The organism is Shinella sp. JR1-6 (assembly GCF_004284735.1).
Classification (GTDB): Bacteria; Pseudomonadota; Alphaproteobacteria; order Rhizobiales; family Rhizobiaceae; genus Shinella.
In genome coordinates this window covers 413,428-440,387 of record NZ_SHMI01000002.1, presented here as the reverse complement: position 1 = coordinate 440,387, position 26,960 = coordinate 413,428, and the positions used below count along the sequence as shown (strand labels likewise).

At 64.8% G+C, this 26,960-nt stretch carries 20 protein-coding genes and 1 CRISPR repeat array; of the genes, 3 read left to right on the top strand and 17 right to left on the bottom strand.

Going from position 1 to position 26,960, the window contains the following annotated elements; genetic code table 11:
- Positions 1–78: 78 nt before the first annotated feature.
- Both EXZ48_RS04680 and EXZ48_RS04675 read right to left on the bottom strand, forming a co-directional pair.
- Positions 79–1,098 (bottom strand): GlxA family transcriptional regulator, encoded by a 1,020-nt coding sequence (locus EXZ48_RS04680; protein WP_023514352.1) that lies wholly within the window; start codon positions 1,096–1,098, stop codon positions 79–81.
- 130 nt (positions 1,099–1,228) lie between these two features.
- The gene (locus tag EXZ48_RS04675) at positions 1,229–2,092 is read right to left on the bottom strand and encodes a DMT family transporter (protein WP_037409247.1); all 864 of its coding nucleotides are present in this window, start codon (positions 2,090–2,092) and stop codon (positions 1,229–1,231) included.
- A 196-nt stretch (positions 2,093–2,288) separates the two neighbouring features.
- Here EXZ48_RS04675 and EXZ48_RS04670 point away from each other — a divergent pair, with 196 nt between their 5' ends.
- Positions 2,289–3,689: a PLP-dependent aminotransferase family protein gene (locus EXZ48_RS04670; protein WP_130514488.1), complete on the top strand. Its 1,401-nt coding sequence runs from the start codon at positions 2,289–2,291 to the stop codon at positions 3,687–3,689.
- Here EXZ48_RS04670 and EXZ48_RS04665 read toward each other — a convergent pair.
- From EXZ48_RS04665 to EXZ48_RS04640, 6 genes are all read right to left on the bottom strand, one after another.
- Positions 3,686–4,468 (bottom strand): ABC transporter permease, encoded by a 783-nt coding sequence (locus tag EXZ48_RS04665; RefSeq protein ID WP_023514355.1) that lies wholly within the window; start codon positions 4,466–4,468, stop codon positions 3,686–3,688. The two genes, EXZ48_RS04670 and EXZ48_RS04665, sit on opposite strands and share 4 nt — an antisense overlap.
- A 3-nt stretch (positions 4,469–4,471) precedes the next feature.
- The gene (locus EXZ48_RS04660; protein WP_130514487.1) at positions 4,472–5,650 is read right to left on the bottom strand and encodes an ABC transporter permease; all 1,179 of its coding nucleotides are present in this window, start codon (positions 5,648–5,650) and stop codon (positions 4,472–4,474) included.
- Positions 5,647–6,720 carry an ABC transporter ATP-binding protein gene (locus EXZ48_RS04655; protein ID WP_051758796.1) on the bottom strand — a complete coding sequence of 358 codons (1,074 nt, stop codon included), beginning with the start codon at positions 6,718–6,720 and terminating at the stop codon, positions 5,647–5,649. The genes EXZ48_RS04660 and EXZ48_RS04655 overlap by 4 nt, the downstream gene beginning before the upstream one ends.
- Positions 6,721–6,939: 219 nt before the next feature.
- Positions 6,940–7,968 (bottom strand): ABC transporter substrate-binding protein, encoded by a 1,029-nt coding sequence (locus EXZ48_RS04650; protein WP_245461950.1) that lies wholly within the window; start codon positions 7,966–7,968, stop codon positions 6,940–6,942.
- 231 nt (positions 7,969–8,199) lie between these two features.
- Positions 8,200–8,940: an SDR family NAD(P)-dependent oxidoreductase gene (locus EXZ48_RS04645; RefSeq protein WP_023514359.1), complete on the bottom strand. Its 741-nt coding sequence runs from the start codon at positions 8,938–8,940 to the stop codon at positions 8,200–8,202.
- A gap of 72 nt (positions 8,941–9,012) precedes the next feature.
- A complete protein-coding gene (locus EXZ48_RS04640) occupies positions 9,013–9,693 on the bottom strand; it encodes a GntR family transcriptional regulator (RefSeq protein WP_130514485.1) in 681 nt (226 codons plus the stop codon).
- A gap of 186 nt (positions 9,694–9,879) precedes the next feature.
- Between EXZ48_RS04640 and EXZ48_RS04635 the strand changes: the two genes are divergently transcribed.
- Positions 9,880–10,929 carry a phosphotransferase gene (locus tag EXZ48_RS04635; RefSeq protein ID WP_130514484.1) on the top strand — a complete coding sequence of 350 codons (1,050 nt, stop codon included), beginning with the start codon at positions 9,880–9,882 and terminating at the stop codon, positions 10,927–10,929.
- A gap of 2 nt (positions 10,930–10,931) precedes the next feature.
- Complete coding sequence (locus EXZ48_RS04630; RefSeq protein WP_130514483.1) at positions 10,932–12,248, top strand: aspartate aminotransferase family protein; 1,317 nt, start codon at positions 10,932–10,934, stop codon at positions 12,246–12,248.
- An 86-nt stretch (positions 12,249–12,334) separates the two neighbouring features.
- Positions 12,335–16,704: direct repeats of the CRISPR family, unit length 31 nt; unit sequence GTTTCAATCCACGCCTCCGCAAGGAGGCGAC.
- Positions 16,705–16,911: 207 nt separating this feature from the next.
- On the opposite strand, the gene cas2 is transcribed toward EXZ48_RS04630, so the two are convergent.
- The 9 genes from cas2 to EXZ48_RS04585 all read right to left on the bottom strand — a co-directional run bounded on the left by cas2 (position 16,912) and on the right by EXZ48_RS04585 (position 26,910).
- Entirely contained in the window at positions 16,912–17,202 is a 291-nt protein-coding gene (gene cas2, locus EXZ48_RS04625; protein ID WP_130514482.1) for a CRISPR-associated endonuclease Cas2, read from the bottom strand.
- Positions 17,203–17,209: 7 nt separating this feature from the next.
- Entirely contained in the window at positions 17,210–18,244 is a 1,035-nt protein-coding gene (cas1c, locus tag EXZ48_RS04620; protein WP_130514481.1) for a type I-C CRISPR-associated endonuclease Cas1c, read from the bottom strand.
- Entirely contained in the window at positions 18,241–18,906 is a 666-nt protein-coding gene (gene cas4 / locus EXZ48_RS04615) for a CRISPR-associated protein Cas4 (RefSeq protein ID WP_130514480.1), read from the bottom strand. Before cas4 ends, cas1c begins: the two co-directional genes overlap by 4 nt.
- 3 nt (positions 18,907–18,909) lie before the next feature.
- Positions 18,910–19,860: a type I-C CRISPR-associated protein Cas7/Csd2 gene (cas7c, locus tag EXZ48_RS04610; RefSeq protein WP_130514479.1), complete on the bottom strand. Its 951-nt coding sequence runs from the start codon at positions 19,858–19,860 to the stop codon at positions 18,910–18,912.
- Positions 19,857–21,629: a type I-C CRISPR-associated protein Cas8c/Csd1 gene (gene cas8c, locus EXZ48_RS04605; RefSeq protein WP_130514478.1), complete on the bottom strand. Its 1,773-nt coding sequence runs from the start codon at positions 21,627–21,629 to the stop codon at positions 19,857–19,859. Before cas8c ends, cas7c begins: the two co-directional genes overlap by 4 nt.
- The gene (gene cas5c / locus EXZ48_RS04600; protein ID WP_130514477.1) at positions 21,626–22,294 is read right to left on the bottom strand and encodes a type I-C CRISPR-associated protein Cas5c; all 669 of its coding nucleotides are present in this window, start codon (positions 22,292–22,294) and stop codon (positions 21,626–21,628) included. The genes cas8c and cas5c overlap by 4 nt, the downstream gene beginning before the upstream one ends.
- A 28-nt stretch (positions 22,295–22,322) precedes the next feature.
- On the bottom strand, positions 22,323–24,593 hold the full coding sequence (gene cas3 / locus EXZ48_RS04595; RefSeq protein WP_305850225.1) for a CRISPR-associated helicase Cas3': 2,271 nt from the start codon (positions 24,591–24,593) through the stop codon (positions 22,323–22,325).
- 162 nt (positions 24,594–24,755) lie between these two features.
- On the bottom strand, positions 24,756–25,094 hold the full coding sequence (locus EXZ48_RS04590) for a RidA family protein (RefSeq protein ID WP_050744879.1): 339 nt from the start codon (positions 25,092–25,094) through the stop codon (positions 24,756–24,758).
- A gap of 22 nt (positions 25,095–25,116) precedes the next feature.
- Positions 25,117–26,910: an alanine racemase gene (locus EXZ48_RS04585; RefSeq protein ID WP_130514475.1), complete on the bottom strand. Its 1,794-nt coding sequence runs from the start codon at positions 26,908–26,910 to the stop codon at positions 25,117–25,119.
- Positions 26,911–26,960: the final 50 nt, after the last annotated feature.

The following is a 26,960-nucleotide window of genomic DNA, read 5'->3' as shown; positions in this document are numbered from 1 at the left end:
CGTTACAGTCTCTTGTCAGCAATAGAGACCGAACGGTTTTCGCGCGGCTTGGTTCCCGGCGGCCGGGCGTTTTGCCTCTCAGCCCGCCTGGCGGCGGCCGTCGCGGCGGATCTGCGAGGGCGTATCGCCGAAGGCGGCACGGAAGCGGCGGGTGAAGTGCGACAGGCTTTCGAAACCGGTCTCGAGCGCGATCTCGATCAATGGCTTGTTGGTGCGCATCACCATGGTGAGCGCGGCGGCCATGCGGATCTTCATATAGATCGCACTCGGCGAAGCCCCCATATCGCCCTCGAACAGCCGCTCGAGCTGGCGGCGGGAGACGCCCGTCATGGTGGCGATGCTGTCGATCGACAGGAGGTCCTCGGTGTGCTGTTCCATCATCATGATGGCGAGGTGAACGCGACGGTCGCGGGCTTCAAGGCCGAGCGGATTGCGCGGCTGCACGTCGGTCGCATCCCGCCGGTGGCGGATCTGCAGGATTTCCAGCGCATTGCGCTCGGCCGCCTCGCCGACGTGGTGGCGCACGAGCGTTGCGGCAAGATCGGCGACGCTGCTGCCGCCGGCACAGGTGGCAACCTTGCCGTCAAAACGGAAGATCTGCTCCGACGTCGCCTCGATATCGGGAAAACGGCCGCGGAAATCACGGTGGTGCAGCCAGCTGACGCAGGCCGTATGCCCCTTGAGGAGGCCCGCCTCGGCCAGGATGAAGCTGCCCGTACAGAGGCCGATCAGCCCGACGCCGGCCTGGGCCGCCTTGCGCAGATAGGCCTGGGCATAGCTGTCTATGGGCTCTTCCACCGACAGGAGACCGCCGACGACGGCAATGTAGTCGAAACAGGAGGGATCGGCGAAGGGCGCGGTCGGGGCGACCTGGATGCCGCTCGAGGAGGTGATGAAGTTGCGTGTGCTGCTCAAAACGTCCCAGTCACAATGGACGCGGCGCGAGCGATCCTCGCTGTCGCTGGCCAGCCGCAGCGTATCGACGAACAGCGCGAAGGCGGACAGGGTGAAACTTTTCGACAGGATGAAGCCGACGCGCAGCGCCTTCGGCGCCAGGGCACCGTTCATCTCCTTCGACGTCCGAACATCTGCCGCCATCCAGCTCTCCCAGGCCGTTCCGCCCGACACTATCGCCGAAGGCACGAGCCGCTGGCAAGAGCCATAGCAGATTTCGCCCGCCACCTCCATTCCCCGAACGCCGCGGGCTGCCGGTCCCGGGCAGCTTTCGCTACCGCGCGAATTTGCGCGCGCCGGCAACGCACAGCACGATGGCGAGCGTCGTGACCAGCATCAACGGGCTCACACGCTCATGCAGCAGGCCGGCGGCAAGCAGGAGACCGAAGAAGGGCTGGAGTAGCTGTAGCTGCCCCACGGCCGCGATGCCGCCAAGCGCAAGGCCCCGATACCAGAAGACGAAACCGATCAACATGCTGAAGACCGAGACATAGGCAAGCCCCGCCCAGGCGGCGCCGTCAATACCGGAGAATGTCGCGGGCAGCGAGAAGAGGGCGATCACCGCCATCAACGGCAGAGAGAGGATCAGCGCCCAGGAGATGACCTGCCAGCCGCCGAGCGTGCGCGAGAGTTTCGCCCCTTCCGCATAGCCCAGACCACAGGCGATGATGGCGGCGACCATCAGCAGGTCGCCGACGAGCGAGACGTCCCCGCCCGAACTCAGCGCGAAGCCCACCACCGTAGCGCTGCCGATGCCGGAGAACAGCCAGAACAGCGGCTTCGGCCGCTCTCCGCCACGCAGCACGCCGAAAAAGGCAGTCGCCAGCGGCAGCAGCCCGACGAAGACGATGGAATGGGCGGAGGTGACATATTGCAGCGCCAGCGCCGTCAGCAGCGGAAAACCGACGACGACGCCGAGCGCGACGATCGCCAGCGAAAAGAGCGTGTCGCGCGACGGCTTCCGCTGGCGCAGGGCAAGGAGCAGCGCCGCACCAAGAAGAGCCGCGATGACCGCGCGCGCCGATGTCAGGAACAGCGGCGAGAAATCCGCCACCGCCACGCGGGTCGCCGGCAGCGAACCGCTGAAAATGATGACGCCGGTCAGCCCGCTGCCCCAGCCTTCCATGGATGTTCTCATCGATCTCATGCCTTTCCTGTGCAGAGCTGTTGCCATGGAGCGTCAAACCTCTTCCTGACTGACATTGCGGAAACGGCTTTGTTCCAGAGGAACAATCCTGCTTTCCTACGCTTGCGAGGTTGGAAAAGACAGAAACAGTGCAGTACAATTTCTCCAAACTGTACCCGCATGAGAACCAGTACAAAAATGAGAAATCATGACTGACACAACAGCGCACACGCGCATTTCGGAGGTCATGGCGACCATTGGTCACCGCATCGCCAGCCGTGCGCTCACGCCGGGTGATCGGTTGCCTTCCATCCGCCGGTTCGCCGCGAGCATGGGTGTCTCGCCCTCCACCGTCGTGGAGGCCTATGACCGATTGGCGGCGGAAGGGTTGATCCGGGCGCAGCGCGGTTCCGGCTTCTACGTCTCGCAGAGCGCTCTGCCCCCACTGAAGCTGGCGGAAGCGGCGACACCGAAGGCGCGTGCGGTCGATCCGTTCTGGGTGTCGCGGCAATCGCTCGATGCCGACACAGTGGTGCTCAAGCCCGGCTGCGGCTGGCTGCCGGCGGACTGGATGCCGGACGAGGCGCTGCGCCGCGCGATCCGCAGCCTTGCGCGCGGCGACAGCGATCTCATCGCCTACTACGGCAGCACGCGCGGCTCTTCGTTCCTGCGCCGGCTGCTGCTCGGCCGGCTGACGGAGGAAGGCATTGCCGCAGGGCCGGATCAGCTGATGCTGACGAGCACGGGCACGCAGGCGCTCGACCTGATCGGCCGTTTCCTGCTGCGCCCGGGCGACACGGTGCTGGTGGACGACCCCTGCTATTTCAATTTCCAGGCACTGCTGAAGGCCCATCAGGTGACGGTCATCGGCGTGCCCTATACGCCGTCGGGCCCCGACATCGCCGCCTTCGAGGCCGTGCTCGCGGCAGAGCGGCCGCGCCTCTATGTGACCAATTCGGCGATCCACAATCCAACGGGCGCTACGCTGTCGCCACAGGTGGCGCACCGGCTGCTAAACGCTGCTGCCGGCAGCGAGACGATCATCGTCGAAGACGACATCTTTGCCGATTTCGAGCCGGAGCCCTCCACCCGGCTTGCCGCGCTCGACGGGCTCGACCGCGTCATCCGCATCGGCAGTTTCTCCAAGACACTCTCCGCCTCGGCGCGTTGCGGTTACATCGCCGCACGGCCGGACTGGATCGAGGGGCTGGTCGATCTGCAGATCGCCACCAATTTCGGCGGGCCGAGCCCGATGTCCAGCGAGATCATCGCCCATATGCTTGCCGGCGGTGGTTACCGCAAACACATGGAGGAGCTGCGCCGCAAGCTGGTGCGCGCCCGGCGCGAGGTGGCGGAACGGCTTTCGCGGCTCGGCATCACGCCCTGGCTCCAGCCGCGCGGCGGCTTCAACCTCTGGTGCCGGCTGCCGGAGGGGCTGGATTCCAGCGAGATCGCACAGGCAGCCGTTGCCGAGGGTGTCGTGCTGGCCCCCGGCAACGTCTTCAGCGTGTCGCAGAGCGCCGCCGGCTTCATGCGCTTCAATGTGGCGCACATGCTGGAACCGCGCATCTACCAGGTTCTGGCCAATACGCTGAAACGCACAGCCTAACGCCGTTTCGCCAGCATGGAGCGCGACAGCACCACGATGAGGCCGATCGCGACCGTCGCGGCGATGAAGAGGAAGGCCGCGGCGGCAATGGCCGGGCTGATATTCTCGCGGATGCTGGAGAACATCTGTCGGGCCAGCGTGCGCTGGTTGGGGCCGGCGACGAAGAGCGTCAGCACGACCTCGTCGAGCGAGGTCGCGAAGGCGAGCACCGCGCCGGAGAGCACGCCGGGCATAGCAAGTGGCAGCGTCACGCGCCGGAAGACGGTGGCGGGCGATGCGCCGAGGCTTTGCGCCGCCAGCTCCACCCGCTCGTCGATACCGGCGAGCGCGCCGGTGACGCTGACCACCACAAAGGGCACGGCGACGACCGTATGGGCGATGATGACGCCGGCATAGCTGTTCGTCAGGCCGAAACCCGCGAGCAGCACCTGCATGCCGACGCCGAGCACGACCGCCGGCACCACCATCGGCAACAGGAACAACGTGCGCATCGAGCCGCGGAAGAAGAGCAGACGGTTGCGCAGTCCGAGCGAGGCGGCCGTGCCGAGCACCGTGGCGAGCAGCGTCGTGCCCGTACCGATGATCAGGCTGTTGATGATCGCCCGCCGCCAGGCATCGGCGGTGAACAGTTCCTCGAACCAGCGCAGCGACCAGGACGGGATCGGATAGGTGAGGATGACGCTCGAGGTGAAGGCGAGCGGCAGGATGGCGATGAGCGGCGCGACGAGGAAGAGGATCGCCAGCGTGGCGAAGGTGATCTTGGCGAATTTCATCGACATGGCCTAGCGCCTCCCCGGTTCATCGGAGGAGAGCCGCGCATAGACGCTGTAGAGCAGCAGCGTCGCGACGAGCAAAACGACGCCGAGGGCGCCGGCCATGCCCCAGTTCGCCGAGCCTGTAGCGTAAAAGGCGATGATGGACGAGATCATCTGGTCGCCCGGCCCGCCGATCAGCGCCGGGGTGATGTAGTAGCCGATCGCCGAGATGAAGACGAGCAGGCTGCCGGAAGCGACACCACGCAGGCTCAGCGGCAGAAGCACGCGCAGGAACGCCCGCAAGGGCGGCGCGCCGAGCGAGGCGGCGGCCGGCATCAGGTTCTTCGGAATGGTGATCAGCACGGAATAGATCGGCAGCACCATGAAGGGCAGCAGCACATGGGTCATGGCGATGATGACACCGGTGCGGTTGAAGATCAGCGGCAGCGGCGCGTCGATGATGCGCAGCCAGCGCAGGAGATCGTTGATCAGCCCCTGCTCCTGCAGCAGGATGAACCAGGCCGCGGTACGTACGAGAAGCGAGGTCCAGAGCGGCAGCAGTACGGCGCCGAGCATCAGGTCACGCTTCCAGCCCGTCAGCGAGGCGGCGATGATCGCATAGGGAAAACCGATGCAGGCGCAGGCGAAGGTGACGAGCGCGGCGATCCAGAAGGTGCGCACGAGGATCACCCGGTTGACGGACTGGTCGGCCGGCAGGTGTTCTATGCTGCCTGCGGCATTGCGGCCGAGATCGACGGCGGCGAGCAGGTTTCGGTCGGTGTAGGGCGAGAGCGCATCGGCGATCGCCAGCCAGAATTCCGGTTTTTCCCAGCGTTTATCGATGGAGACAAGGTCGGCGGGCGGGTTGGCCGTGTCGCCCAGTGCGCTCGTCGTCTTCGCCATCAGCGTGCGGAAGCCGGAGCGGGCGCTGTTGAGGCGACGCACCATGTCGCCGAGTGCCTGGTCGTCGTCGACGGCCTTCAGGTCCTCCATCAGCGCCGCCTGCATGGGCATGGTCGGCGGCGAGGCGCGGTCCCAGTCGGCCAGCACTTCGGCACTGCGCGGCAGGAGGCGCAGCACGGCCGGATCCGACACGGCCTGCGACATCATGCTGATCAGCGGCCAGACGAAGAAGCCGACGAGGAAGAGAAGCAGCGGCGCCAGCAGAAGGAGCGACCGCCCGGTCCGGGAGGAGCCCGCGCTCATGGCGCGATGACCCGGCAATCGCCGGCCGAAAAACCCGCATAGACCCGCGTGCCCGGCGGGAATTCACGGGACCGGCGGCCAAGCTTGGCGATCAGCGGGTGGGCGGCGTTCTGCAATTGCACGCGCAGGTGATCGCCCTGATAGACGCTGTCGGTGACCTCGGTCTCCAGACAGTTGCGCGCATCGCCCCGGGTCTCGCTGAGATCGACCCGTTCCGGCCGGATGGAGAGGAAGACCGGCTGGCCGGAGGCGACACTGCCAGAGACCGCCGAAACGATCTGCGCGCCAGATGGCAGCCGCACGGTGGCTTCCGCCCCCTCGACTGCCTCGACGACGCCCTCGACCAGATTGGTCTCGCCGATGAATTCGGCGACGAAACGCGTCGCCGGCTCGTCATAGACCTGCCGCGGCGTGCCGATCTGCTCGATCTTGCCCTTGTTGAAGACGGCGACGCGATCCGACATGGTCAGCGCCTCCGACTGGTCGTGCGTGACGAAGACGATCGTCAGGCCGAGCCGGCGGTGCAGGTCGCGGATATCGAGCTGCATCTGCTCACGCAACTGCTTGTCGAGCGCGCCGAGCGGCTCGTCCATCAGCACGACGCGCGGCTCGAAGACCAGCGCGCGCGACAGCGCCACGCGCTGTTGCTGGCCGCCGGAAAGCTGCGAGGGACGACGGTCGGCGAAGGCCGACAGCTGCACCATGTCCAGCGCCCGCTTGACGCGCCCCTCGATCTCCGCCTTGCCCATGCCGCGCATCTGCAACGGAAAGGCGACGTTCTCGCCGACCGACATATGCGGGAAAAGCGCGTAGCTCTGGAAGACGACGCCCATGTCGCGCCTGTGGGTCGGCACGTCGTTGATCGCCGTGCCGTCGAGCAGGATGTTGCCCGATGTCGGCTGTTCGAAACCGGCGAGCATCATCAGCAGCGTCGTCTTGCCGGAGCCGGACGGGCCGAGCAGGCTGACGAACTCGCCTTTGTCGATGCCGAGATCGAGATTTTCGACCACGCAGAGCGGGCCGTAGAATTTGGTGATGCGGTCGAAACGGATGAATTCGGCCAAGATCATGACTCCATCACAACGGTCGCTGGCGGGCAAGCGCCCCTCATCCGCCTGCCGGCACCTTCTCCCTGCAAGCAGGGAGAAGGTGTACTGCACCGTTTTCCTCAACACATGTCTGCGGGGCTGTTTGTGCCCGGGCCTTGCGGGGATTGCGTTCTCCCCGCTTGCAGGGAGAAGGTCGCCGCAAGCGGGATGAGGGGCCGTTCCGCCCCGCAAACGGCAGCCTTACTGCGCCAGCCAGGCGTTGAAGCGCTGTGTCAGCGTTTCCGCATTGTCGATCCAGAAGTCGACATTGAGGGCGATCGAGTCCGTCATGTTGGCTGGGTCGGTCGGCAGGTCCTTGGCGAACTCGGCCGGAACCTTGGCCGCGGCCTCCTTGACCGGCAGGCCGTAAGCCACGAACTCCGGCAGCTTCGCCTGGTTGTCGGGCTCGCTGGCAAAGGCGATGAAGTCCTGCGCGGCGTCCTTGTTCTCCGCGTCCTTCAACACGACCCAGCTGTCGACCGCGTAGATGCTGCCGGGGAAGACGACCTTGAAGTTCTTGCCTTCCGTGCGGTTGATGCCGGTGATGCGGCCATTATAGGCCGAGGTCATCGCCACTTCGCCCGAAGCGAGGAACTGCAGCGGCTGGGCACCCGACTCCCACCAGACGATGTTCGCCTTCAATTCGTCGAGCTTCTTGAAGGCCCGCGTGACGCCCTCTTCCGTGCCGAGCACGTCATAGAGCTCGTCCTTGGAGACGCCATCGGCGAGCAGCGCGAATTCCAGCGTGTATTTCGGCCCCTTGCGCAGCGAGCGCTTGCCCGGGAACTTTTCGACGTTCCAGAAATCCGCCCAGTTGGCCGGGCCTTCCTTCAGCTTGTCGCCGTCATAGGCGATCGCCGTGGACCAGACGATCGCGCCGACGCCACAGTCGTTGACGGCGCTGTCGAGGAACTTGTCCTTGCCGCCCATCTTGTCCCAGTCGATCTTCTCGTAGAGGCCATCCGCACAGCCGAGCGCCAGCTCCTCCGCCTCCACCTGCACGGCGTCCCAGTTCGGCGCGCCGGCCTTGACCTTCGACTGGATGACGCCGATGCCGCCATCCCAGGCCTCGTCGAGCACCGGCTTGCCGGACTTTTCGGCGAACGGCTTGAAGTAGATGTTGCGCTGCGCGTCCTGATAGTTGCCACCCCAGGAGACAACGGTGAGGTCGCGTGCGAGGGACGGCGCGGCAAGGCCAGCCGACAGCACGATGGCGGCAGCCGTGAGCATTCCGGATTTAAAGACAGTCTTCATTGCACTCCCCTTTTCTTCATTTGTGAAGGAACCGGATGGCCCGGCCCCGATGACGATCTCCTGTCGGACTGCTGATCCGCCGCGGCCTTTGGCCTATCAGCGCTTGCAGCCTCTCCGGTCGTCGCACCCTTTCCCCTGGGCGTTACGGCCGATTGATGCATTCCGGGTCTCGCCGGTCAACGGGATATTTTCCCCGCTTGACGGTCGTCAGACGTGCTGCCCTCCGTTGATGTGGATTTCCGCACCGTTGATGTAGGACGATTGCTCGGTGCACAGGAAATGAATGGTCTCCGCGACTTCGCGCGGCTCACCCAGCCGCCCCATCGGCACCTCCGCCGCAACCAGTGCATCGGTGCCCGGCGAAAGGATCGAGGTCTCGATCTCGCCCGGCGCGATCGCATTGGCCCTTACGCCGCGGCGGCCGAACTCATGCGCCATCTCGCGCGTCAGCGCCGCAAGCGCCGCCTTTGAGGCCGCATAGGCAACGCCCGCGAAGGGATGCACGCGCGAACCCGCGATCGAGGTGACGTTGACGATCGAGCCCTTCGCCGCTTCGAGCTCGGGCATCAGTGCGCGGGCGATCAGCGCCGTCGAGACGATATTGACGTTGAGCACCTGCGTCCAGACGTCGGCATCCGTATCGAGCACACCGAGACGGCTGCGACCCGGCCCCTTCGGCGATATGCCGGCATTGTTGACGAGCGCATGCAGCCGGCCGTTCGGCAGCCGCTCGCGCACCGTCGCGGCCAGCCGGTCGATCTGCGTCAGGTCGGCAAGGTCCGCCTGGATATGGCTTTCACGCGCGGACGGCCAGGCGCACTCCTCGGAAAAGGGCTGGCGGGAGACGGTCAGGATGCGCCAGCCCTTCGCCTGGAAGAGCTTGACCGTCGCATGGCCGATGCCGCGGCTCGCCCCCGTCAGCAACATGTAGCGGCGTTCTTCGGTCATGCGCACTCTCCTTTGATGCTTGATACATCGTAATCGGCCATTTCCGAATTGCAAGCCCCTCCGCGTGAAAGGCTACGCCCGGCGCACTTCCCTCTCTCCGCCCCCCTCGATGCGCTCCAGGATCGGCTTGCCGCCGAGCAGGATATCGCCGACGATCGCCATCGAGGCGGATGCCGGATCGTGGCGTTTCAGCGCCTCCACGACCGGATAATGATGATCGATCATCGCCCGGCCACCGGCGATATAGGCATCGGAAATATGCGGGCCCATCTGCAGCCAAAGTCGCCTGAGGATGGTTGTCAGCACCGGGAGCCCGGCAATCTGCGGCAGCAGGAAGTGAAAGGCCTGGTTGAGCTGTGTGCCCTTGAGCCGGTCCCCGGCCGCGATTGCCTGCTCGTTTTCCCGCAAAATCTGCTCCAGCGCCTGGATATCCGCGCTCGTCGCCACCTGCGCGGCGGTTTCCGCCGCCAGCCCTTCCAGCCGGACGCGGATCGCCCGGATCTCCCGGTAGCGACTCTCGCTGAGGCCGGCGATGCGGATGTCGCGCGGCGAGCGGAAGGTGATCGCCTCGTCATTGGCCAGGCGCAGGATGGCGTCGCGGATCGGCGTGACGCTGGTGCCGAACTGCTCGGCAAGGTCACGGATCTTCAGCCGGTCGCCCGGCTGAAACCGCCCCTGCATCAGCGCGTCGCACAGCGCACCATAAACGACGCTGTTGAGGTTCTCATGTTCCAGTGTCGTGAATTCGGCCATGGCACTGATCCGCAAAATCGAGTAATAAGATACTTGATGCATCTTTTTTGATATGTTTCAAGTAGAACCCGTCACGGAGCATCCTTTGCCAAATGCCGGGCGACGGCAATCGCACCGGCACCGTCGTTGGCGGACGGCGCGCAAGGATCGAAAAAACCCGCGGGAAACCGCGCCTACGGAGCAAGCATGACGCAGCCAGCGCCGGCAAACAAGAAGACGGATTCGATGTCGGCAACCTGGAGCGCGACCGCGCTTCCCGACGCCGAGGCCGCCGTTGCGGCGATCTATGGCCTTGCTGGAACCGTGAAGCGGCTTTCCAGCGAGCGGGACGAGACTTTCCTCTTCACGCGAAACGACGGCACGAACTTCGTCCTGAAGATCGCCAACCCCGCCGAAGACCCTGCAGCTCTGGAATTCCAGGACGGCGCCCTGCTGCACCTTGCCGCCGCCGCCCCCGCCGTGCCGGTGCCGCGCCTCGTCCTGACGACGGAGGGCGGGCCGAGCCACACGCTTTCCACCGGCGACGGCCCGCGCATCGTGCGCCTCCTCACCTTCCTTGACGGTGAGCTGCAATATCGCACGCCGGCATCGGAAGCACAGAGCCGCAATGTCGGCCGCGCACTCGCGGAACTCGGCCTTGGCCTCGAAAACTACAATGGCCGCCCGCCGGCCGGAAAATTGATGTGGGACATTTCCCACACGCTGGACCTTTGCGCGGTCGTCGACCATGTCGCGCCCGAGCGCCGGGCGCGGGTGGAAACCATTCTCGCCGAATTCGAGCATGCGCTGCCCGCCATGAGCAGCCTCGCACGGCGGCAGATCATCCACAACGACTTCAACCCGCACAATATCCTGCTCGATCCGGCGGAACCGACGCGGGTGGTCGGCATCATCGATTTCGGCGACATGGTGCATGCGCCGCTGGTCAACGACCTCGCCGTCGCCCTCTCCTATCATCTGGCGACGGACAACTGGGCGGCGCGCACCGGCGCCTTCCTTGCCGGCTTCCTGTCGGCGCGCACGCTGGAACCCGGCGAGATCGAGCTGTTGCCACTCCTGACGCGCTGCCGCCTTGCCATGTCGATCATCATCGCCGAATGGCGTTCCGCCCGCTTTCCGGAAAACCGGGACTATATCATGCGCAACCACGCCACCGCCTGGCGCGGCCTGCAGAACGTAGGCGACCTTACCCCGGCCGGGCTGAAGCGGCTCGTGCCCAACCTTTCCGAGGCCTGACCATGTCGATGGTGAATGCATTTTCGCGCGAGGATTTCGAACGGCTCGACGAGAGCGAACGGGCGCTGGTCGCCCGCCGGGAGAAGGTGCTCGGCCCTGCCTACCGCCTGTTCTACGAAAAGCCGCTGCATCTCGTGCGCGGCGAAGGCGTCTTCCTCTATGACGCGGCCGGCGAAAGATATCTCGACGCCTACAACAACGTCGCTTCGGTCGGCCATTGCCACCCGCGCGTCGTCGAGGCGATCACCCGCCAGACCGCCGTGCTCAACACCCATACGCGCTATCTGCACGAAGGCATCATCGACTATGCCGAAGCGCTGACCGCCACCTTCCCGGACGATCTCAGCCAGGTGATGTTCACCTGTACCGGCAGCGAGGCGAACGACCTTGCCGTGCGCATCGCCCGTTTCGTCACCGGCGGGACCGGCATCATCGCGACGGAACTCGCCTATCACGGCCTGACAAGCGCGGTCGCCGAATTCTCGCCCTCGCTTGGAGAATCCGTGACGCTCGGCCCGCATGTGCGCACCGTACCGGCGCCGGACAGCTACCGCCACACGCCGGAAGAAATGATGGAAAAGTTCGGCCGCGACGTCAAAGCCGCCATTGCCGACCTGCAGCGTCACGGCATCAAGCCGGCCATGCTGATCACCGACACGATCTTTTCCAGCGACGGCATCTTCGCCGGCCCGAAAGGGTTTCTGCGACCGGCCGTGGACGCGATCCACGCAGCCGGCGGCCTCTTCGTCGCCGACGAGGTGCAACCCGGCTTCGGCCGCACCGGCGAAACCATGTGGGGCTTCGAGCGCCACGGCGTCTCCCCAGACATGGTGACGATCGGCAAGCCGATGGGCAACGGCTACCCGATGGCCGGCATCGTGCTGCGCCCGGAAGTCGTCGCCGACTTCGGCCCCCGTGCCCGCTACTTCAACACCTTCGGCGGCAACCCCATCGCCGCCGCGGCCGGTAAGGCCGTGCTGGAAACCATCCGGACGGAGGGCCTGCAGCAGAATGCCCTCGATGTCGGCCAACACCTGATGGACGGCCTCAAGGCGCTCTCTCGCCTCCACCCGGCCCTCGGCGACATCCGCGGCTCGGGCCTCTTCATCGGCGTCGAGATCGTCGCGGACCCCACGACGAAACAGCCCGACGCCACCCTGACGGCGCGCATCGTCAACGGCCTGCGCGCCCGCCGCATCCTGATCAGCGCCTCCGGCCCCAACGCCAACATCCTGAAAATCCGCCCCCCTCTCGTCTTCTCCCGCAAAAACGCCGACATGCTGGTGGACGCCCTTGCCGACGTACTGAAGGCCGGCTGACGGAAGGCACGCCGGAGCGGGCACTCCCCGCTCCGGCGCTGGGGCGCCCCCCAGACGGCGACCATCCAGCCCATGCCGGTGGCGTCGTTTCAATCCACGCCCCCGCGAGGAGGCGACAGCGGCCAGACCTTCGGCTCCACGGCTTTGGCGTGTTTAAATCCACGCCTCCGCAAGGAGGCGACCCCTTATCGACGAGATCAATCATCTGATCGGGCGTGTTTCAATCCACGCCTCCACAAGGAGGCGACTAGTCGTCCGTGCCAGTCTTTTGGGTTTTGAAGAGTTTCAATCCACGCCTCCGCAAGGAGGCGACCTGATCGCCAAGGCGGCGATCGCGGGGATGCTGAGTTTCAATCCACGCATCCGCAAGGAGGCGACGTGCGCGCCAAGAGCGGCGGCTTCAAGCTGTGGGGTTTCAATCCACGCCTCCGCAAGGAGGCGACGGCGCAGAGGGCGTCGGGTTTTCCACACCGAGCAGGTTTCAATCCACGCCTCCGCAAGGAGGCGACCCGTGCGCCGTCAGCCGGCTTTGGAGCCACTGGTTGTTTCAATCCACGCCTCCGCAAGGAGGTGACCTCGGCGGTGCGGCCCCCGCCGTGACTGGGCTTCAGTTTCAATCCACGCCTCCGCAAGGAGGTGACACGCCAACGTTTCCTTCGCGGAAAAGCTGGTGACCGTTTCAATCCACGCCTCCGCAAGGAGGTGACCCGTCCACAGGCTCCAGCTCGATATGACCGAGATGTTTCAATCCACGCCTCCGCAAGGAGGCGACCTCTTCGCACAACGGCGTGCTCAACCCGTTCAACGTTTCAATCCATGCCTCCGCAAGGAGGCGACGTTGCGACCGGAAAGCAGCCCCGTGCTGATCGCGAGTTTCAATCCATGCCTCCGCAAGGAGGCGACCCTCCTGCAAATCGTCGTCCTCGAACCCAGAAATGTTTCAATCCACGCCTCCGCAAGGAGGCGACTTCTCCGGTTCTGTTCGTCTCTCACATGACTGGAGGTTTCAATCCACGCCTCCGCAAGGAGGCGACAAACGTCCGCAGCCCCGGCGTCATCGAGCAGATTGTTTCAATCCACGCCTCCGCAAGGAGGCGACTGGAGCCCGCCGTCAACGTCTTCGTCATGTTGCGGTTTCAATCCACGCCTCCGCAAGGAGGCGACGCGCGCGGACCTCTCGACCTCGGCCTATGTCGTCGTTTCAATCCACGCCTCCGCAAGGAGGCGACTGCCCCGCCTTGTCGGTGACCTCGATTTCAGAAAGGTTTCAATCCACGCCTCCGCAAGGAGGCGACACTTCACCCTCGAAGACCACCTCGTCATGTGGGAGGTTTCAATCCACGCCTCCGCAAGGAGGCGACCGCGCACCTTCAGGCGCAGCTCGCCCATATCGGGTTTCAATCCACGCCTCCGCAAGGAGGCGACTTGCCGCCATGGTAAAAGCCCTGCACGGACACGATGTTTCAATCCACGCCTCCGCAAGGAGGCGACATGGCCACGTCCATCGCGAAGGCGCCTGGTTGCGTGTTTCAATCCACGCCTCCGCAAGGAGGCGACCCTACATCAAGAGCCAAGCCGGCGAAGGGTGGCGAGTTTCAATCCACGCCTCCGCAAGGAGGCGACCATTACTCGTCGTTCACGCGGCACAACACACGGGTGTTTCAATCCACGCCTCCGCAAGGAGGCGACCATGAGCAGCTTGATATCTTCCGGGTCGGGTACCGGGTTTCAATCCACGCCTCCGCAAGGAGGCGACGTCTCAGCGCCAGCACTCGCGGGCGACTGCTACGTGTTTCAATCCACGCCTCCGCAAGGAGGCGACTTGCGGGTGCGGCCATCGACGCGCGGCGACTTGCGGGTTTCAATCCACGCCTCCGCAAGGAGGCGACTCTGGCCGTGGCTTGCCGGCCGCGATGCGCTGGAGTTTCAATCCACGCCTCCGCAAGGAGGCGACGCAACCACCGACGCCGCCCAGGTGACCGCGTCACGGTTTCAATCCACGCCTCCGCAAGGAGGCGACCCCTTCGTAGCTGCGCCCAGCGATCGAGATGTCGTTTCAATCCACGCCTCCGCAAGGAGGCGACATTGCGGTTGTCGTCGACGACGAGCGTGAAGCCGCGTTTCAATCCACGCCTCCGCAAGGAGGCGACTTTGCCGACTTCCAGTCGATGATCGAGGAGGGCGAGTTTCAATCCACGCCTCCGCAAGGAGGCGACACCATCACGCCCGGGGCGGTGATGTCCTCGACATCGTTTCAATCCACGCCTCCGCAAGGAGGCGACGCGATCGGCTCGACCTCGCCCGTGAAGCGGTTCGGTTTCAATCCACGCCTCCGCAAGGAGGCGACACCGGGCAAGGCCGGTGCGCACATACTGCGACCCGTTTCAATCCACGCCTCCGCAAGGAGGCGACAGTGAGCCCCGATGCCGGTTCGGTGACGTCGGGGTTTCAATCCACGCCTCCGCAAGGAGGCGACTACCGGCCTGTGACGACGCATGGAAGCTCGTGTAGGTTTCAATCCACGCCTCCGCAAGGAGGCGACATCTCCATCCGATCATTGCGCTCGACAAGTTTGCCGTTTCAATCCACGCCTCCGCAAGGAGGCGACGCCGAATTTGTCGGCGGACTGGCTGAACTTGGCATAGTTTCAACCCACGCCTCCGCAAGGAGGCGACCGATGCGATGGCCGGGAATGTGGGGGCTGCGCGGGTTTCAATCCACGCCTCCGCAAGGAGGCGACCCGGCCCATCCGAATGGCGTCATCCGCCATCCGGGCGTTTCAATCCACGCCTCCGCAAGGAGGCGACTGCCTGCCGAGTCCGAAAACTGGGCGCTGTTCTCCCGTTTCAATCCACGCCTCCGCAAGGAGGCGACGAGAGGCAGAGGTAGAGGAAGCGCCCATCAAGGGAGTTTCAATCCACGCCTCCGCAAGGAGGCGACCGCTCGACATCGGCCTCGCACCAGGGGAGCGTGGGGTTTCAATCCACGCCTCCGCAAGGAGGCGACATACCTGTGGTCGTCATGGTCATGTCTCCATGTTGTTTCAATCCACGCCTCCGCAAGGAGGCGACCCGGGCTGTCATGGCGCCCCTCGGCATCGGGCGTGTTTCAATCCACGCCTCCGCAAGGAGGCGACCGGCTTTCTGGTCACGCGGCTTGCTCCTGACGATCGTTTCAATCCACGCCTCCGCAAGGAGGCGACGGACGATTGAGCACCCGGTCCGCAAGGTGAAAATGTTTCAATCCACGCCTCCGCAAGGAGGCGACTTCGGCGGCGGATTGCTCGCTCAACGCCAGTACCTGTTTCAATCCACGCCTCCGCAAGGAGGCGACGAGCTCTTGGCAAGCTCGTCCTGAGCAGAGGCGACAGTTTCAATCCACGCCTCCGCAAGGAGGCGACCTGCCCGCTCATGAAGAGCTGCCAGCGCCAGTCGGCTGTTTCAATCCACGCCTCCGCAAGGAGGCGACCTCTTGCCGAACAGCCAGAGTTCCTCGATCAGGACGTTTCAATCCACGCCTCCGCAAGGAGGCGACTCTTCGCTGCGGTGTTCTCGGCAACCGTCTTCACTGTTTCAATCCACGCCTCCGCAAGGAGGCGACCACCTTCTTGAAGTGATCCCACTGCTCGTTGGTGTTTCAATCCACGCCTCCGCAAGGAGGCGACTATCTTTGGAGTTGGCATCGAGGACGATGTGGTCGTTTCAATCCACGCCTCCGCAAGGAGGCGACCTCGGCGTGCGGCCGCGTGACGACAAGCCGGCAGAGGTTTCAATCCACGCCTCCGCAAGGAGGCGACCGCGGCGGTCACGAAGTTGCAGACCGACACCGAAAGTTTCAATCCACGCCTCCGCAAGGAGGCGACATGGACCCGGACAAGCCGAGCGATGTGCTGAACAAGTTTCAATCCACGCCTCCGCAAGGAGGCGACCGAGACGTAGAGGCCGTTCACCAGCTCAAGTACGCGTTTCAATCCACGCCTCCGCAAGGAGGCGACTGTTGAAGGGCCCCGCTGGTGCAGCAGGGTTAGGCGTTTCAATCCACGCCTCCGCAAGGAGGCGACCGCGCAACGTCCACGTCATTGCCGCCAATCACGGCGTTTCAATCCACGCCTCCGCAAGGAGGCGACCGTCCGCGACGGCGCGCTCTGGGGCAAGGCGGACTGGTTTCAATCCACGCCTCCGCAAGGAGGCGACCTGAGCGACAGTGCGAGCTTCACGGCCGCCAACACGGTTTCAATCCACGCCTCCGCAAGGAGGCGACGAGGGCCGCCTGCCCGGCCCTATCAAGTTCGGCGGTTTCAATCCACGCCTCCGCAAGGAGGCGACGATCTGGACCGTAACCGGCTTCGGTCCAATGGACCGTTTCAATCCACGCCTCCGCAAGGAGGCGACAGGGAGAAGAGGGAAAGGAGAAGAGGAGGAGAGAGTTTCAATCCACGCCTCCGCAAGGAGGCGACTGGCTGGTTGTAGACCATGGATTTTGCTCGGCGGGAAGGGCTGGATGTGCGGAACGAGGGGAACCGGGACGGGTTCCTCCGGGTCTCCCCAAGGGCTGGAGAGGAAGAGCGTGGAATTTCAACGTCTGGGAGGCGGTGCGAACGTCGCGGGATTTCGCGGCACGCTTGGGGTTCGCACGGGCAGGCCGGGTGAGATCGCCAGGGCCGTCAGATGATCAGCGGGCCGTTGAGATCCGTGGCGGGCTTGGCGCCAACATGCTCTACCCGGCGCTGCCAGTTGGCGCCGAGATGATAGTAGCGCAGGCTGTCCACCGCCGGATCGATGACACCCTCCAGCCGCGCCTTCAGACGGGCCCATTGGGCGGGGTCGACCTCGATCTCGAAGACGGAATACTGCACGCGCTGGCCGAAATCCCGGCAGGCTTTTGCCACAGCCCGCAGCCGGGCTGCGCCCTTTCCTTCGCTCACACGCACATCATAGGTCACCAGAACCAGCATCGGACACCTACTTCCAGAACCACGGAGGATAGGCATCGAGATCGCCCCGCAAATGACGGGCGAGCATCTGGGCCTGCACGTGAGGGACGAGGCCGAATGGCACTTTTTCCTCCAGGAACGGGTGCAGGCGCTCCTCCCGCTTGCGCTCCTGCCAGGCGGTCAGCACAGTCCTGCGCGCCTCCTCGCCCATCATCACCGCCCCGCCATCGCGGGTTTCGAAATCACGGGCCCGCAGCTGACGGCGGTTGATCAGCGATAGCGCCAGCCGGTCGGCAAGCACCGGCCGCAGCTCCTCCATCAGATCCAAGGCAAGGCTCGGGCGACCGGGCCGGTCGCGGTGCAGGAAACCGGCGGCGGGATCAAGCCCGACACCCTCCAGCGCCGACCGGCAATCGTGGGCAAGCAGCGTGTAGAGAAAAGACAGGAGCGCATTGACCGGATCGAGCGGCGGCCGGCGGGATCGGCCGGTCCAGCGCATCGCCTCGTCCGGCGCGCGGATCAGCTGGCCGAAGACGGAGAAATAGAGCTGCGCCGCCTCCCCTTCCGACCCGCGCAGCTGGTCCAGCGTCTCGTCCGCCCGCTCCACCCGGCGCAGGATATGGGCGAGGCGGTCCGTAACCCTGTCGAGAGCGCCCCGGTCCTCCGGCGCCTGCTCCGCGCCATAGTCGCGCAGCGAACGCATCAGCACCGCGCGCTGATTGGCGACCTTGCCGATGACGATCGAGCGCACGATCTCCTCAGGCCGGTCGCAGGCACGGTACTGCGCGCGCCGCAGCAGGATATTCCCGGCCACCGGCCCCTCCAGCCGGGCCTGGAAGCGGCCGTTGCGGTCGAGGAAGGTCAGCGTGATGCCCGCCCCGGCCAACGCTACCATCAGCGGCGGCGAAACATGGATCGCGCCGAAGACGACGACCGCCGACAGCATGTGCAGCGGCACGCGGCTGCGTTCCGCCCCCCCCACCTCCGCAACGAGGTTTTCGCCATCCTTGCGCAGCGCTGCCCCTTCGCTCGTCACATAGACCGTGTTGAGCAGCTTCTTCATGGCGTCTCTCCGAGACAGCGCTCCACCATGCGGCTGCGCCACGCCTTGACCGGACGGGCGACCGTATCGGGGCGACAGAGGTCGAGCAGCGAACAGGCACGGCAGCGCTCGCGCCGTGGCGTGGGCGGCGGCGTCCTTCCGGACGCCAGCGCCGCGGCAAGCGCTGCCAGCGTCTCCTCGGCAAGGTTCCGAAGCTCCGCATCGAAGGGTACGACCACGCGCCGCTTCGTCTCGGCATAGAACAGCGCGCCTTCGGGCACGGGCCGGCCGGTCATCTCCTCCAGGCACAGCGCCTGGGCGCAGAGCTGCACCTCGTCCGCCCGGTGCAACTTCGGCTTGCCGCGCTTGTATTCGATCGGAAAGGCCGTCTCGCCATCCGCTCCGGGAAGAAACTCCACGACGTCGGCAACCCCCGTCACGTTCAGGCGGCGCGAGGCGAGCGGAAGCGCCATGACGCGCCGCAGCCCCCGCGCCTTCCGGCTGCCGGCCTTGTCCGCCACGGCATGCAGCACATGCCCCTCCGCCGTGAAACGGTTGTCAGCCCAGACCCGCTCGACATGGATCAAGGCCGCCTGTCGCAGGCAGTAGACGGCGTGTTGCAGGGCCGAAAGGGGGATGGGGTCATCACTCGGCTCACTTGGAAAAGTGTCGATGCCGCCCATCGCTCAGAGCAACTCCATCACCTCCACTCCCGCCGGCAGACCATCGCGATCGATCGTGACGACATAGTCGGAAAAGGCGCGGGCGGGGGGCAGGTTGTCGAGCCGGCTGTCGATCACGCGGAATTCACCGTCGACATTGCGGCCGATGCGCACGCGGTCGAACAGGGTGTGGGCGGGGGCGTTGCCAAGCGCATTCTCGTGTTTGAAGACAATCAGCTTGCGGGTTGCCATTTCACCGCGGGCAGCCGACCGGTCATGCTCGAACATGGTCGTAAGTGCCTGAAAGAGAAGGGCCAGGTCTTCTTCGGAAAAGCCGGTGCGCTCGGCGAACTTCGCCGAGATGAAGCCGTGCGCGACATAAAGGCCGTAGGGCACGATGTGCTTGCGGCCCATGGTGCGGTTGTCGGTGCGCTCGTTCGTATCGTCGCCTTCGGCCTTCTGCTTCTTTTCCGCCTCGTTGGTGGCGGCCATGCGGGTGATGGAGATTTCGAGCGGCAGGATGGGCTCCACCGAGCGGGCGAAGCTCATCTGCACTGGTCCCTTCACCTGGCCGCAATTGACCCCCGTGGACATGACCGCGCCGAAGGTGCGCACGTCGAAGAAGTTGCGGCACATGAAGGCAGTGAGCGCCTTTGCCTCCGCATCGTCCTTCGGGTTCAGCTTGGCGTCCTTGGCGGCCTTGGCGTCATCCGGCCGCAGGGCCTTGTAGGCCTGGCGGTGCTTGTCGTTGAGGATCGCGCCCTCCTCTACATAGATGTGGAACCCGTCCTCGCCATGGCGGGCGAGATCGACATAGTTGCGGATCTTGCGCTTGAGGCTGACATCCGTCACCAGGCCGCGATTGGTTTCCGGATCCAGCCGCGGCATGTTGCCGGCATCGGGATCGCCGTTCGGATTGCCGTTGACGACCTCGAAGATCAGGGCGAAATCATAGCGGTTGGCAAGAATGGTCATGCTTCGGTCTCCCCGGCGGATGCGGTTTCGGATGCTTTCTTGAAGAAATCGCTGCGTTGATGGTGGTAGCCGAGGCCGAAATAGGCCTGCTCCTGCGCCGTCAGCGAGACAGGAAAGGGGTCGAGCGCCGGATCGTCGGACGGCGACATGAGGTCCATCAGCGCCTGCAACTGCCTTTGCAGGTTCACCTCGCGCCCGATGTTCAGCTTGCGGATTTTTGCCAGGTGATTGGCCGAGCCACCATCCAGCACGGCAAAAACCTTGCGCGGCGTGGCCGAGGCGGAACCGTAGAACTTGTCCTTGATCGTCGCATTCACCCGCCCGCCCAAAGCCGCGCGCTGAATTTCCTCATAGAGCGCAAACAGTCTCCCTAGCACATAGCCCCTGTTCGTGTTTGCCGGATCGAGTGCCACGGGTGTTGCCTCCTTCTTGAAATTGCGAATGAGCAGGGCCTTGAGAATGCCGACGCGCAAGGCGTTGACCTCACCGTCCGCGCGGATGCGTGTCAGCACGGAAGCCATCAGCGACAGGGGATACGGGGTTCCGGAGAGAATGGCACGCATCCAGTCGCCGGCAAGATTGGGGGTGACGTTCTCGCGCTTGCCGAGCACCGCCGTTTCGAGCAGGTAGCGCCAGAGCGGCGGATATCCGTCGCGCGGGGGCGGCTCGATCCGCATGTCCGACACGAATTTCTGGTAGTTGCGGGTGATATCGCCGAAGCTGCCGGCATAGGAGAAACGAACGGACAACCGGGCGGCATTCGGCGCAAGGCCGAGCACGTAGAAATCGACGCCGTCAGCGAGATCCGGCTCGATGTCTTCAAGATGGTCCCCAGCACGGATGCGGGCCAATTGCCCTCGAATGTGCTCGGCGGAGATCTTCTCCTCGGCCCGCGCGTCGCCCACGTCGTCGAGATAGGCGGCAAAGAGCGCTTCCGCCTCCTCCGCCCCCCTGCCCGAGGCATCCGCCCAGAATACCGTGGAGGCGTCGCCGATCTGGAGGCGATGGCCGCTGTCGCGCTCCAGGAAACGATTGAGCATGGTGGTATAGGCGAAAGCGGCGGCCTCGGAGACGGGGGCATTGGCGCCCTGCTCGCGGCCATAGGAGGTGAAGGCGTCGAGATTGAAGGAGACGAGCGCGGCACCAGAGGACTGCGCGCCCCAGACGCCCTTGATCGAGGGATGCAGGCGCGCAACGGGGCCAGGCTCACCGGTCACCAGGCAGATTTCGGCCGCATCGCCTACCGCGCCGGCAGCGCGGTTCCATAGGGCTTTCGCGGCCGGCCGATCGTGCAGGTTCGTGCCGCTCCGCCGCTCGCTTTCAAGGGCGAAGACAACGTTCTGGTCCTTCAGTTCGTCTGTCCAGAGTGGCTCGGCGAACTGGTCCGGCGTCCACGCCTCCAGGAAGCGTTTCAAGGCGCGAAGGCCAACATCTTCACTGTCGCCGATGTCGGCAAGATGGCGTTCCACGAAGGCGCGATGCTCCTCCGCCGTGCGCTTGCCCTCGCCCGCCGTCACGCCGAGCACATAGGCCGTCTTGTCCCACAGAAAATTCGGCGCGATGCCCGCCGTGCGCTTCACCGCCTGCGGCACCAGCATGGGACGTGGCTTGCGCTTGCGGCCCTCGCCCTCCAGCCAGGGCGTCACGGTGGCGACGGTGCCGTCCTCGTTCAGCCCGACCACGACGCCGACCTTTTCCGTCGAGTAACCGAAGGGCGGAGCATCCGGCAGGCGTTCGTAGGCCGCCATCAGGGAGGACAGGATGTTCATCGCCGCACCTCCGGGGAGGCCGGGTGTGGCACCTTGATGACACCCTCCTGCATGACCGCGCGATAGAACATCGCCGGGCGGCCCGGCGCCTGGTGATCGATGTCGAACAGCATGAAACCGAGGTCGCGGCTTTCGGGAATGGCGGCCGGCGTCGGGGCAACCGGATCGAGCAGCTCGAAACGCGCGGAAAACTCACGCGTGCCGAGGCAGGGTTGGTGAAAACACTGTCCCCGCGCCGCACGGCGGTTGAACGTATCGAGATGCTTGCCCTCGTTGTCGTCGGGGCCGGCCTTCGCCGTCATTTCGAAATGCGCCTCGATGACATAGGCAGGCGCAACAAGCACGATCGAGGCGCGCTGCTGGCGATCCTCGTCGACGAGCAGGTTCAGGCCTTCCAGGTCGCCGCGCTTCATGGCCGACTTGATCTTGCCGGCCGGCGCCTTGTGCCCCACCTCGTTGCGCCGGATGGTCTGGAAGCGGATGGGGGAAAGCACATGGATCGCATCGACCACCCAGCGGATCGCCGGCTTCCAGTGGATCGCTTCGAGAATACCCCGCGCTGCCGACGGCGTCAGCACGTCATAGGAGACGCGCTCGACCTTCATTTCCGGGCGCGTGAAACAGCCATAGTCACCCGAGACCTTGAGACGAATTCCGTACCCCACAACTCCCCCTTGCCGCCCTTCATTTTCCTCAGATCAGCATGTCTTCCGCCGCCAGATAGTCGGCATTCTCCCAGATCAAACCGACATCGGGCCGATAAAACTCCATCTTGTGGAGAACCACGAACTGATCGCCGCGCAAAGCCGGTGCAGCAAACGCCGCATGCCCGTTTCGAATGAGCACATCGCGTGCTTTCGGCGGCACCTGCACCACGAAGGGTTGCAGGTTCCGTGCAAGCTTTCCAGAGGGGATCCCCTCAATCGAAAGTTGATCCACCGCTTTCTGCGCCTCCGCTTCGCTGGCTATGATCAACGGGGCCATGCCGCTTTCGATCATGCGAAACGTATCGCCCACCGTGCGGAAGGCAAAATTGCTGCCCTGTCGGCTGAGGGTGAAGCGGTCGAGGATGCCTTTGGCATCGAGCCCCTTCGCCCCGAAACGCCAATAGACCTCGCCAAAATAATCCTCGATCGCGGCGGTCGAGGTGAGGTCGTCATGCCTGTCGATGATCCGCTTCATATCGCCGACGAGCCCGCGGATTTCGGCCGGCGGTGGATAGTCGGGCGCCTTGAAGACGGTCACGATGCTCTCGTCCCGGCGGCGGCGCCCCTCGCGGTTCACGCGGCCGGCCGCCTGGATGATCTGGTCCAGTCCTGCCTCCGCGCGAAAGGCGACGGGGAAATCCACATCCACCCCCGCCTCGATCAGGCTGGTGGCGATCAGCCGGCAGGGCGCATGTGCCTTCAGCCGGGCGCGGATATCCTCCAGGATACGGCGGCGATCAGCCGCATGATGCCGCGTGGTGAGGTGAACGAGACCGCCAAGCCCCTCCCTCTGCGCCGGCTGGAAAAGCTCCAGCGCATGGCGCCTGCTGTTGACGATGACAAGCACTTGCTCGCGGTCCCGCAGGGCAGCGATCAATGCATCATTGTCCATGTCCCCGCCATGCCGGATGCGCACGCGGGCGAATTTTTGCGCAGGCCCCTGTGGATCGGGCGCCAGCTCCCGACCGGCTAGTGGAAGGCCTTTTGGAAAAGCCTCGCGCCGCTCCAGGGCAGGCTGGGTCGCCGTGCAGAGAACCACGGTGCAGCCGTAGTGCGTGGCCAACTCCTCCAGGGCGCGCAGGATCGGCAGGAGCAGCCCGCGCGGCAAGGTCTGCGCCTCATCGAGAATGATGACGGCGTTGGCAATGTTGTGCAGTTTGCGCGCCTTGGAAGGGCGGGCGGAAAACAGGCTTTCGAACAGTTGCACCGTGGTGGTCACCACCACCGGCGCCGCCCAGTCTTCCATGGCAAGGCGCAACTTTTCCTTAGCCTCCTTTTCTTTGCGCTCCTTCGGGTCAAGGTGTTCCTCGTCGATGGCGGCGTGGTGCTCGAGAATGTTCTCCTCGCCCAGGACATCGCGAAAGATCGCCGCTGTCTGGTCGATGATGGATGTGAAAGGGATCGCGTAGATGATGCGGGTATGCCCATGCCGCCGCGCGTGGTCCAGCGCGAAGGCAAGTGAGGCCAGGGTCTTGCCGCCACCGGTCGGCACGGTCAGCGTGAACAGCCCCGGCTGCCGTTCCGCTCCCGCGCGAACATGGGCGAGGATTGCGGCACGCAGATCGTTGAGTTCACTGCCGCCTGCATTCAACTTCGCCATATGCACCTCGAAACGCGAGAGGAAATCGTCGAGACGATCCTGCAAGGCGGGCCAATCGCGGTCCGGGACGACATCACCGCATGCGCTGTAATACCTTTCCGTATCCTTGAAATCCGCGTCCACCAGACACGAGAAAATCATCCGCGTCATGAAGGCGAAGGCGAAAGCCTGCTCCGGCGGGGTTTTCGGGAGCTGCGCCACCATGTCCGGCAACAGGTCGGAGACTTCCGGCCTCAACTCATCCTGCCACGCGGGATCAAGCGCAAGGGGCCGCTTCAGGCGCATGTTGCAGCAGGCATCCGTCTCGTTCAGCCAGTCCGGCAGGCCGGCATGGTGGCCGAGAATGGCATAGGCAAGGAGATGCGCCACCAGCTTGTCCGAACCCTGCGCAAGGCCGGACAGCACCTGGGCGCCTGCGGTCGAGTGATCGACCGGCACATCCCTGCCTTCGAGGCGCAGCTGGAAATCGATGCAGTATTTGCCGAGGTCGTGGAACAGACCGGCGAAGAAGGCCGCGCGTTCGAGGCCCAGCGGTTTGGCCATTTCGGCGGCAAGGACGGCGACGCCGAAGCAATGCTCCGAGAGCAACTGCCAGTCCACCTTGCTCTGGTCTGCCGTGCTATGCGCGTACCAGGACACGATCACCCCCACAACCAGTGAGAGAATACCGCTTCAAGAAAATGGGGAAAGTGCCGTGCGGGCCGATCCGGATGTTTTCCACAGGGCCAAACCGGGGCCGACCTGATGAATATCAAGGATTGCAAGGGCCGCATGCATGCGGCCCCGCTTCGTCACCCGGCAAGCGGGTCGTCAAAGGGCTCAGACGAGCGCGGTGACCTGGATTTCGACCAGCAGTTCCGGGGCGGCAAGGCGCGCCTCGACCGTGGCACGGACCGGCAGGTTGTTCGGGTCGACCCACTGGTCCCAGACTTCGTTCATCTGGGCGAAATGGGCAATGTCGCGCAGCCAGATGTTGGCGCTGATCAGCTTGGCCTTGGAGGTGCCGGCTTCGGCCAGCAGGCCGTCGATGGTCGCGAGGATGTCGCGGGTCTGGGCGACGGTGTCGGCACCATCGCCGGTGACGCCGGCCGTGGTGACGACGCCGTTGACGACGACGGCTTCGCAGAACCGCTTGCCGGGCTTGATACGCTTGATCATCGGAAATCTCCCATATTGTTGATCAAAGAATGGTTTTGCCGAAAGCCGACAGGATGAAATTGGCGCATTCCGCGCCAATCGGCGATGGCAGCGCGGCATCAATGCCGGAAATGCTGAGCGAGCGCAACTTGCCGCTGAGCGCCGCCATTTCCATTGCCGAATGGGTCTCGCGCACCGTGATGCCGCCGATGCCGCCGCTCCAGCCGGACATGTCGGTGGCGGTCGGCGCATAACACAGGTGAAAGCCGCGCGTGCCGGCCGAGGCGAGCGTGATCGCGTCGCGCATCGCCTGGCGCAGGCCTACCGCATCGATTTCTGCCATGGTAAAGACACGCAGGCACGAGGCCTTCAGAACGGCCGCCTCCTCCGGCGCCGCATTGCGCAGGCCGATCAGGACGATGTTTTCCGGCGCGATATGAGGCGGCAGGCGGGTGAGCATACGGCTGAGCACGGCGTTTTCCGGCGGCGGCAGACCGGCCTCGCCATCCGGCATCATCGCTGCATCGGAATCGATCCAGATGAGGCCGAGTGCATCATGCCGACGGCCAGCCTCCTCCACGAATGGCAGCACATCCCGCTTGCGTGCGCGGATGGAGAGCGTGAGCGTCTTGTCCGCATCCTCCGCCCCCCGCTCGAAGCCGAGATGCTCGATACGCTGGGCAACATCCTGCACCACCACGAGCGCACCGCCGATCGCGTCCGTCTCGATCGCATAGGTCTTCGCCTCGCCCGTCTCGCGCACATCCCGCATCGGAACCTTCTCCACATATTCTGATGTCATGACCGTGAGCAGCGCACCGTAGTTCATGCGGAAGCTGACATTTTCGCCGACGGCAAGGGGTGGGTCGGCCTCGGTGAGATCGAGCACCAGATGGTCACTGGAAGCACCGAGCACCCGCACGCCCGGCCGCGTCGGGATCAACCCCTCGGCGATGACGTCCTCACGGCCGATATTGGCGATGCCGCGCAGCCGGTCTCCCTCGTCGACAAAGACGGGAACGTTGCCGAAGGCGTCGATGCCGGACTGGCCGATCGGCAGGGAGGGCTTCGTCTTCACCTCCAGAAGCTCGCCGGTGAGCTCGAAAGCGTCGCGGTCGAGCGCCTGCCAGGGTTCTGTGAGGAACGTGTCACGGCCGCCCTGCAGGATCGCCTCGCCGACACGCAGGTTGTTGATGCCGGACGGCATGCCGCCGGCCAGCAGCAGGGGCAGCGAGGAAGAGTTGCCGCCGGAAACCCAATCGAGCGGCCGGCCGGTCATGGTCTCCACCGTCTGCGCATGGGCGACGAGCTGTGTCAGGTTCTCCCGGGTCGGAATGATGGCGCCGAAGCAGGTGAGGTTCGTGCCGACGCCGGCAATGCGCACGCCGGGCAGCTCCAGTATGGCCTCCACGGTGGGCTCCAGATCGTTCGGCCAGATGCCCTCACGCAGATCCCCGAGGTCGATCATCAGGATGATGTCGTGCACCCGGCCCAGCCGCTCGGCGACACGCGAAATCTCGCGCATCAATTGAAGCTCCGACTGCAGACTGATGTCGACGGTGCGCACCAGCTCTTCCACACGCGTCAGCGGGGGGCTGCGCAACAGCATGATCGGGCAGTCGATACCCGCATCGCGCAGGCGGCGGATGTTCTCGAAGCGGGATTCGGCAATGCCCCTGACGCCGCCGCGCAGCATGGCACGCGCCACCTGCGGCATGCCGCAGGTGCCCTTGGTGACGCCGAAGGGCGTGATGCCGGAGGCGCGGCAGAGGTCAACGACGGTGCGGGCATTGTGCTCGATGCGGGCGAGGTCGATGGAGATTTGCGGATCGGACATGGCAATCCCTTGTTGTCGCATTTCCGGACGAAACCGAGTCCACTTTCCGG

What these genes read in the sequence shown, in the direction of transcription:
- cas4 (WP_130514480.1), bottom strand. Translation starts at nt 18,906, where the DNA reads ATGGGCGGCATCGACACTTTTCCAAGTGAGCCGAGTGATGACCCCATC.
- cas8c (WP_130514478.1), bottom strand. Translation starts at nt 21,629, where the DNA reads ATGAACATCCTGTCCTCCCTGATGGCGGCCTACGAACGCCTGCCGGAT.
- EXZ48_RS04660 (WP_130514487.1), bottom strand. Translation starts at nt 5,650, where the DNA reads ATGAGCGCGGGCTCCTCCCGGACCGGGCGGTCGCTCCTTCTGCTGGCG.
- EXZ48_RS04665 (WP_023514355.1), bottom strand. Translation starts at nt 4,468, where the DNA reads ATGTCGATGAAATTCGCCAAGATCACCTTCGCCACGCTGGCGATCCTC.
- EXZ48_RS04680 (WP_023514352.1), bottom strand. Translation starts at nt 1,098, where the DNA reads ATGGCGGCAGATGTTCGGACGTCGAAGGAGATGAACGGTGCCCTGGCG.
- EXZ48_RS04640 (WP_130514485.1), bottom strand. Translation starts at nt 9,693, where the DNA reads ATGGCCGAATTCACGACACTGGAACATGAGAACCTCAACAGCGTCGTT.
- EXZ48_RS04585 (WP_130514475.1), bottom strand. Translation starts at nt 26,910, where the DNA reads ATGTCCGATCCGCAAATCTCCATCGACCTCGCCCGCATCGAGCACAAT.
- EXZ48_RS04675 (WP_037409247.1), bottom strand. Translation starts at nt 2,092, where the DNA reads ATGAGAACATCCATGGAAGGCTGGGGCAGCGGGCTGACCGGCGTCATC.
- cas1c (WP_130514481.1), bottom strand. Translation starts at nt 18,244, where the DNA reads ATGAAGAAGCTGCTCAACACGGTCTATGTGACGAGCGAAGGGGCAGCG.
- EXZ48_RS04635 (WP_130514484.1), top strand. Translation starts at nt 9,880, where the DNA reads ATGACGCAGCCAGCGCCGGCAAACAAGAAGACGGATTCGATGTCGGCA.
- cas7c (WP_130514479.1), bottom strand. Translation starts at nt 19,860, where the DNA reads ATGACCATTCTTGCCAACCGCTATGATTTCGCCCTGATCTTCGAGGTC.
- EXZ48_RS04590 (WP_050744879.1), bottom strand. Translation starts at nt 25,094, where the DNA reads ATGATCAAGCGTATCAAGCCCGGCAAGCGGTTCTGCGAAGCCGTCGTC.
- cas2 (WP_130514482.1), bottom strand. Translation starts at nt 17,202, where the DNA reads ATGCTGGTTCTGGTGACCTATGATGTGCGTGTGAGCGAAGGAAAGGGC.
- EXZ48_RS04655 (WP_051758796.1), bottom strand. Translation starts at nt 6,720, where the DNA reads ATGATCTTGGCCGAATTCATCCGTTTCGACCGCATCACCAAATTCTAC.
- EXZ48_RS04630 (WP_130514483.1), top strand. Translation starts at nt 10,932, where the DNA reads ATGTCGATGGTGAATGCATTTTCGCGCGAGGATTTCGAACGGCTCGAC.
- EXZ48_RS04670 (WP_130514488.1), top strand. Translation starts at nt 2,289, where the DNA reads ATGACTGACACAACAGCGCACACGCGCATTTCGGAGGTCATGGCGACC.
- EXZ48_RS04645 (WP_023514359.1), bottom strand. Translation starts at nt 8,940, where the DNA reads ATGACCGAAGAACGCCGCTACATGTTGCTGACGGGGGCGAGCCGCGGC.
- EXZ48_RS04650 (WP_245461950.1), bottom strand. Translation starts at nt 7,968, where the DNA reads ATGCTCACGGCTGCCGCCATCGTGCTGTCGGCTGGCCTTGCCGCGCCG.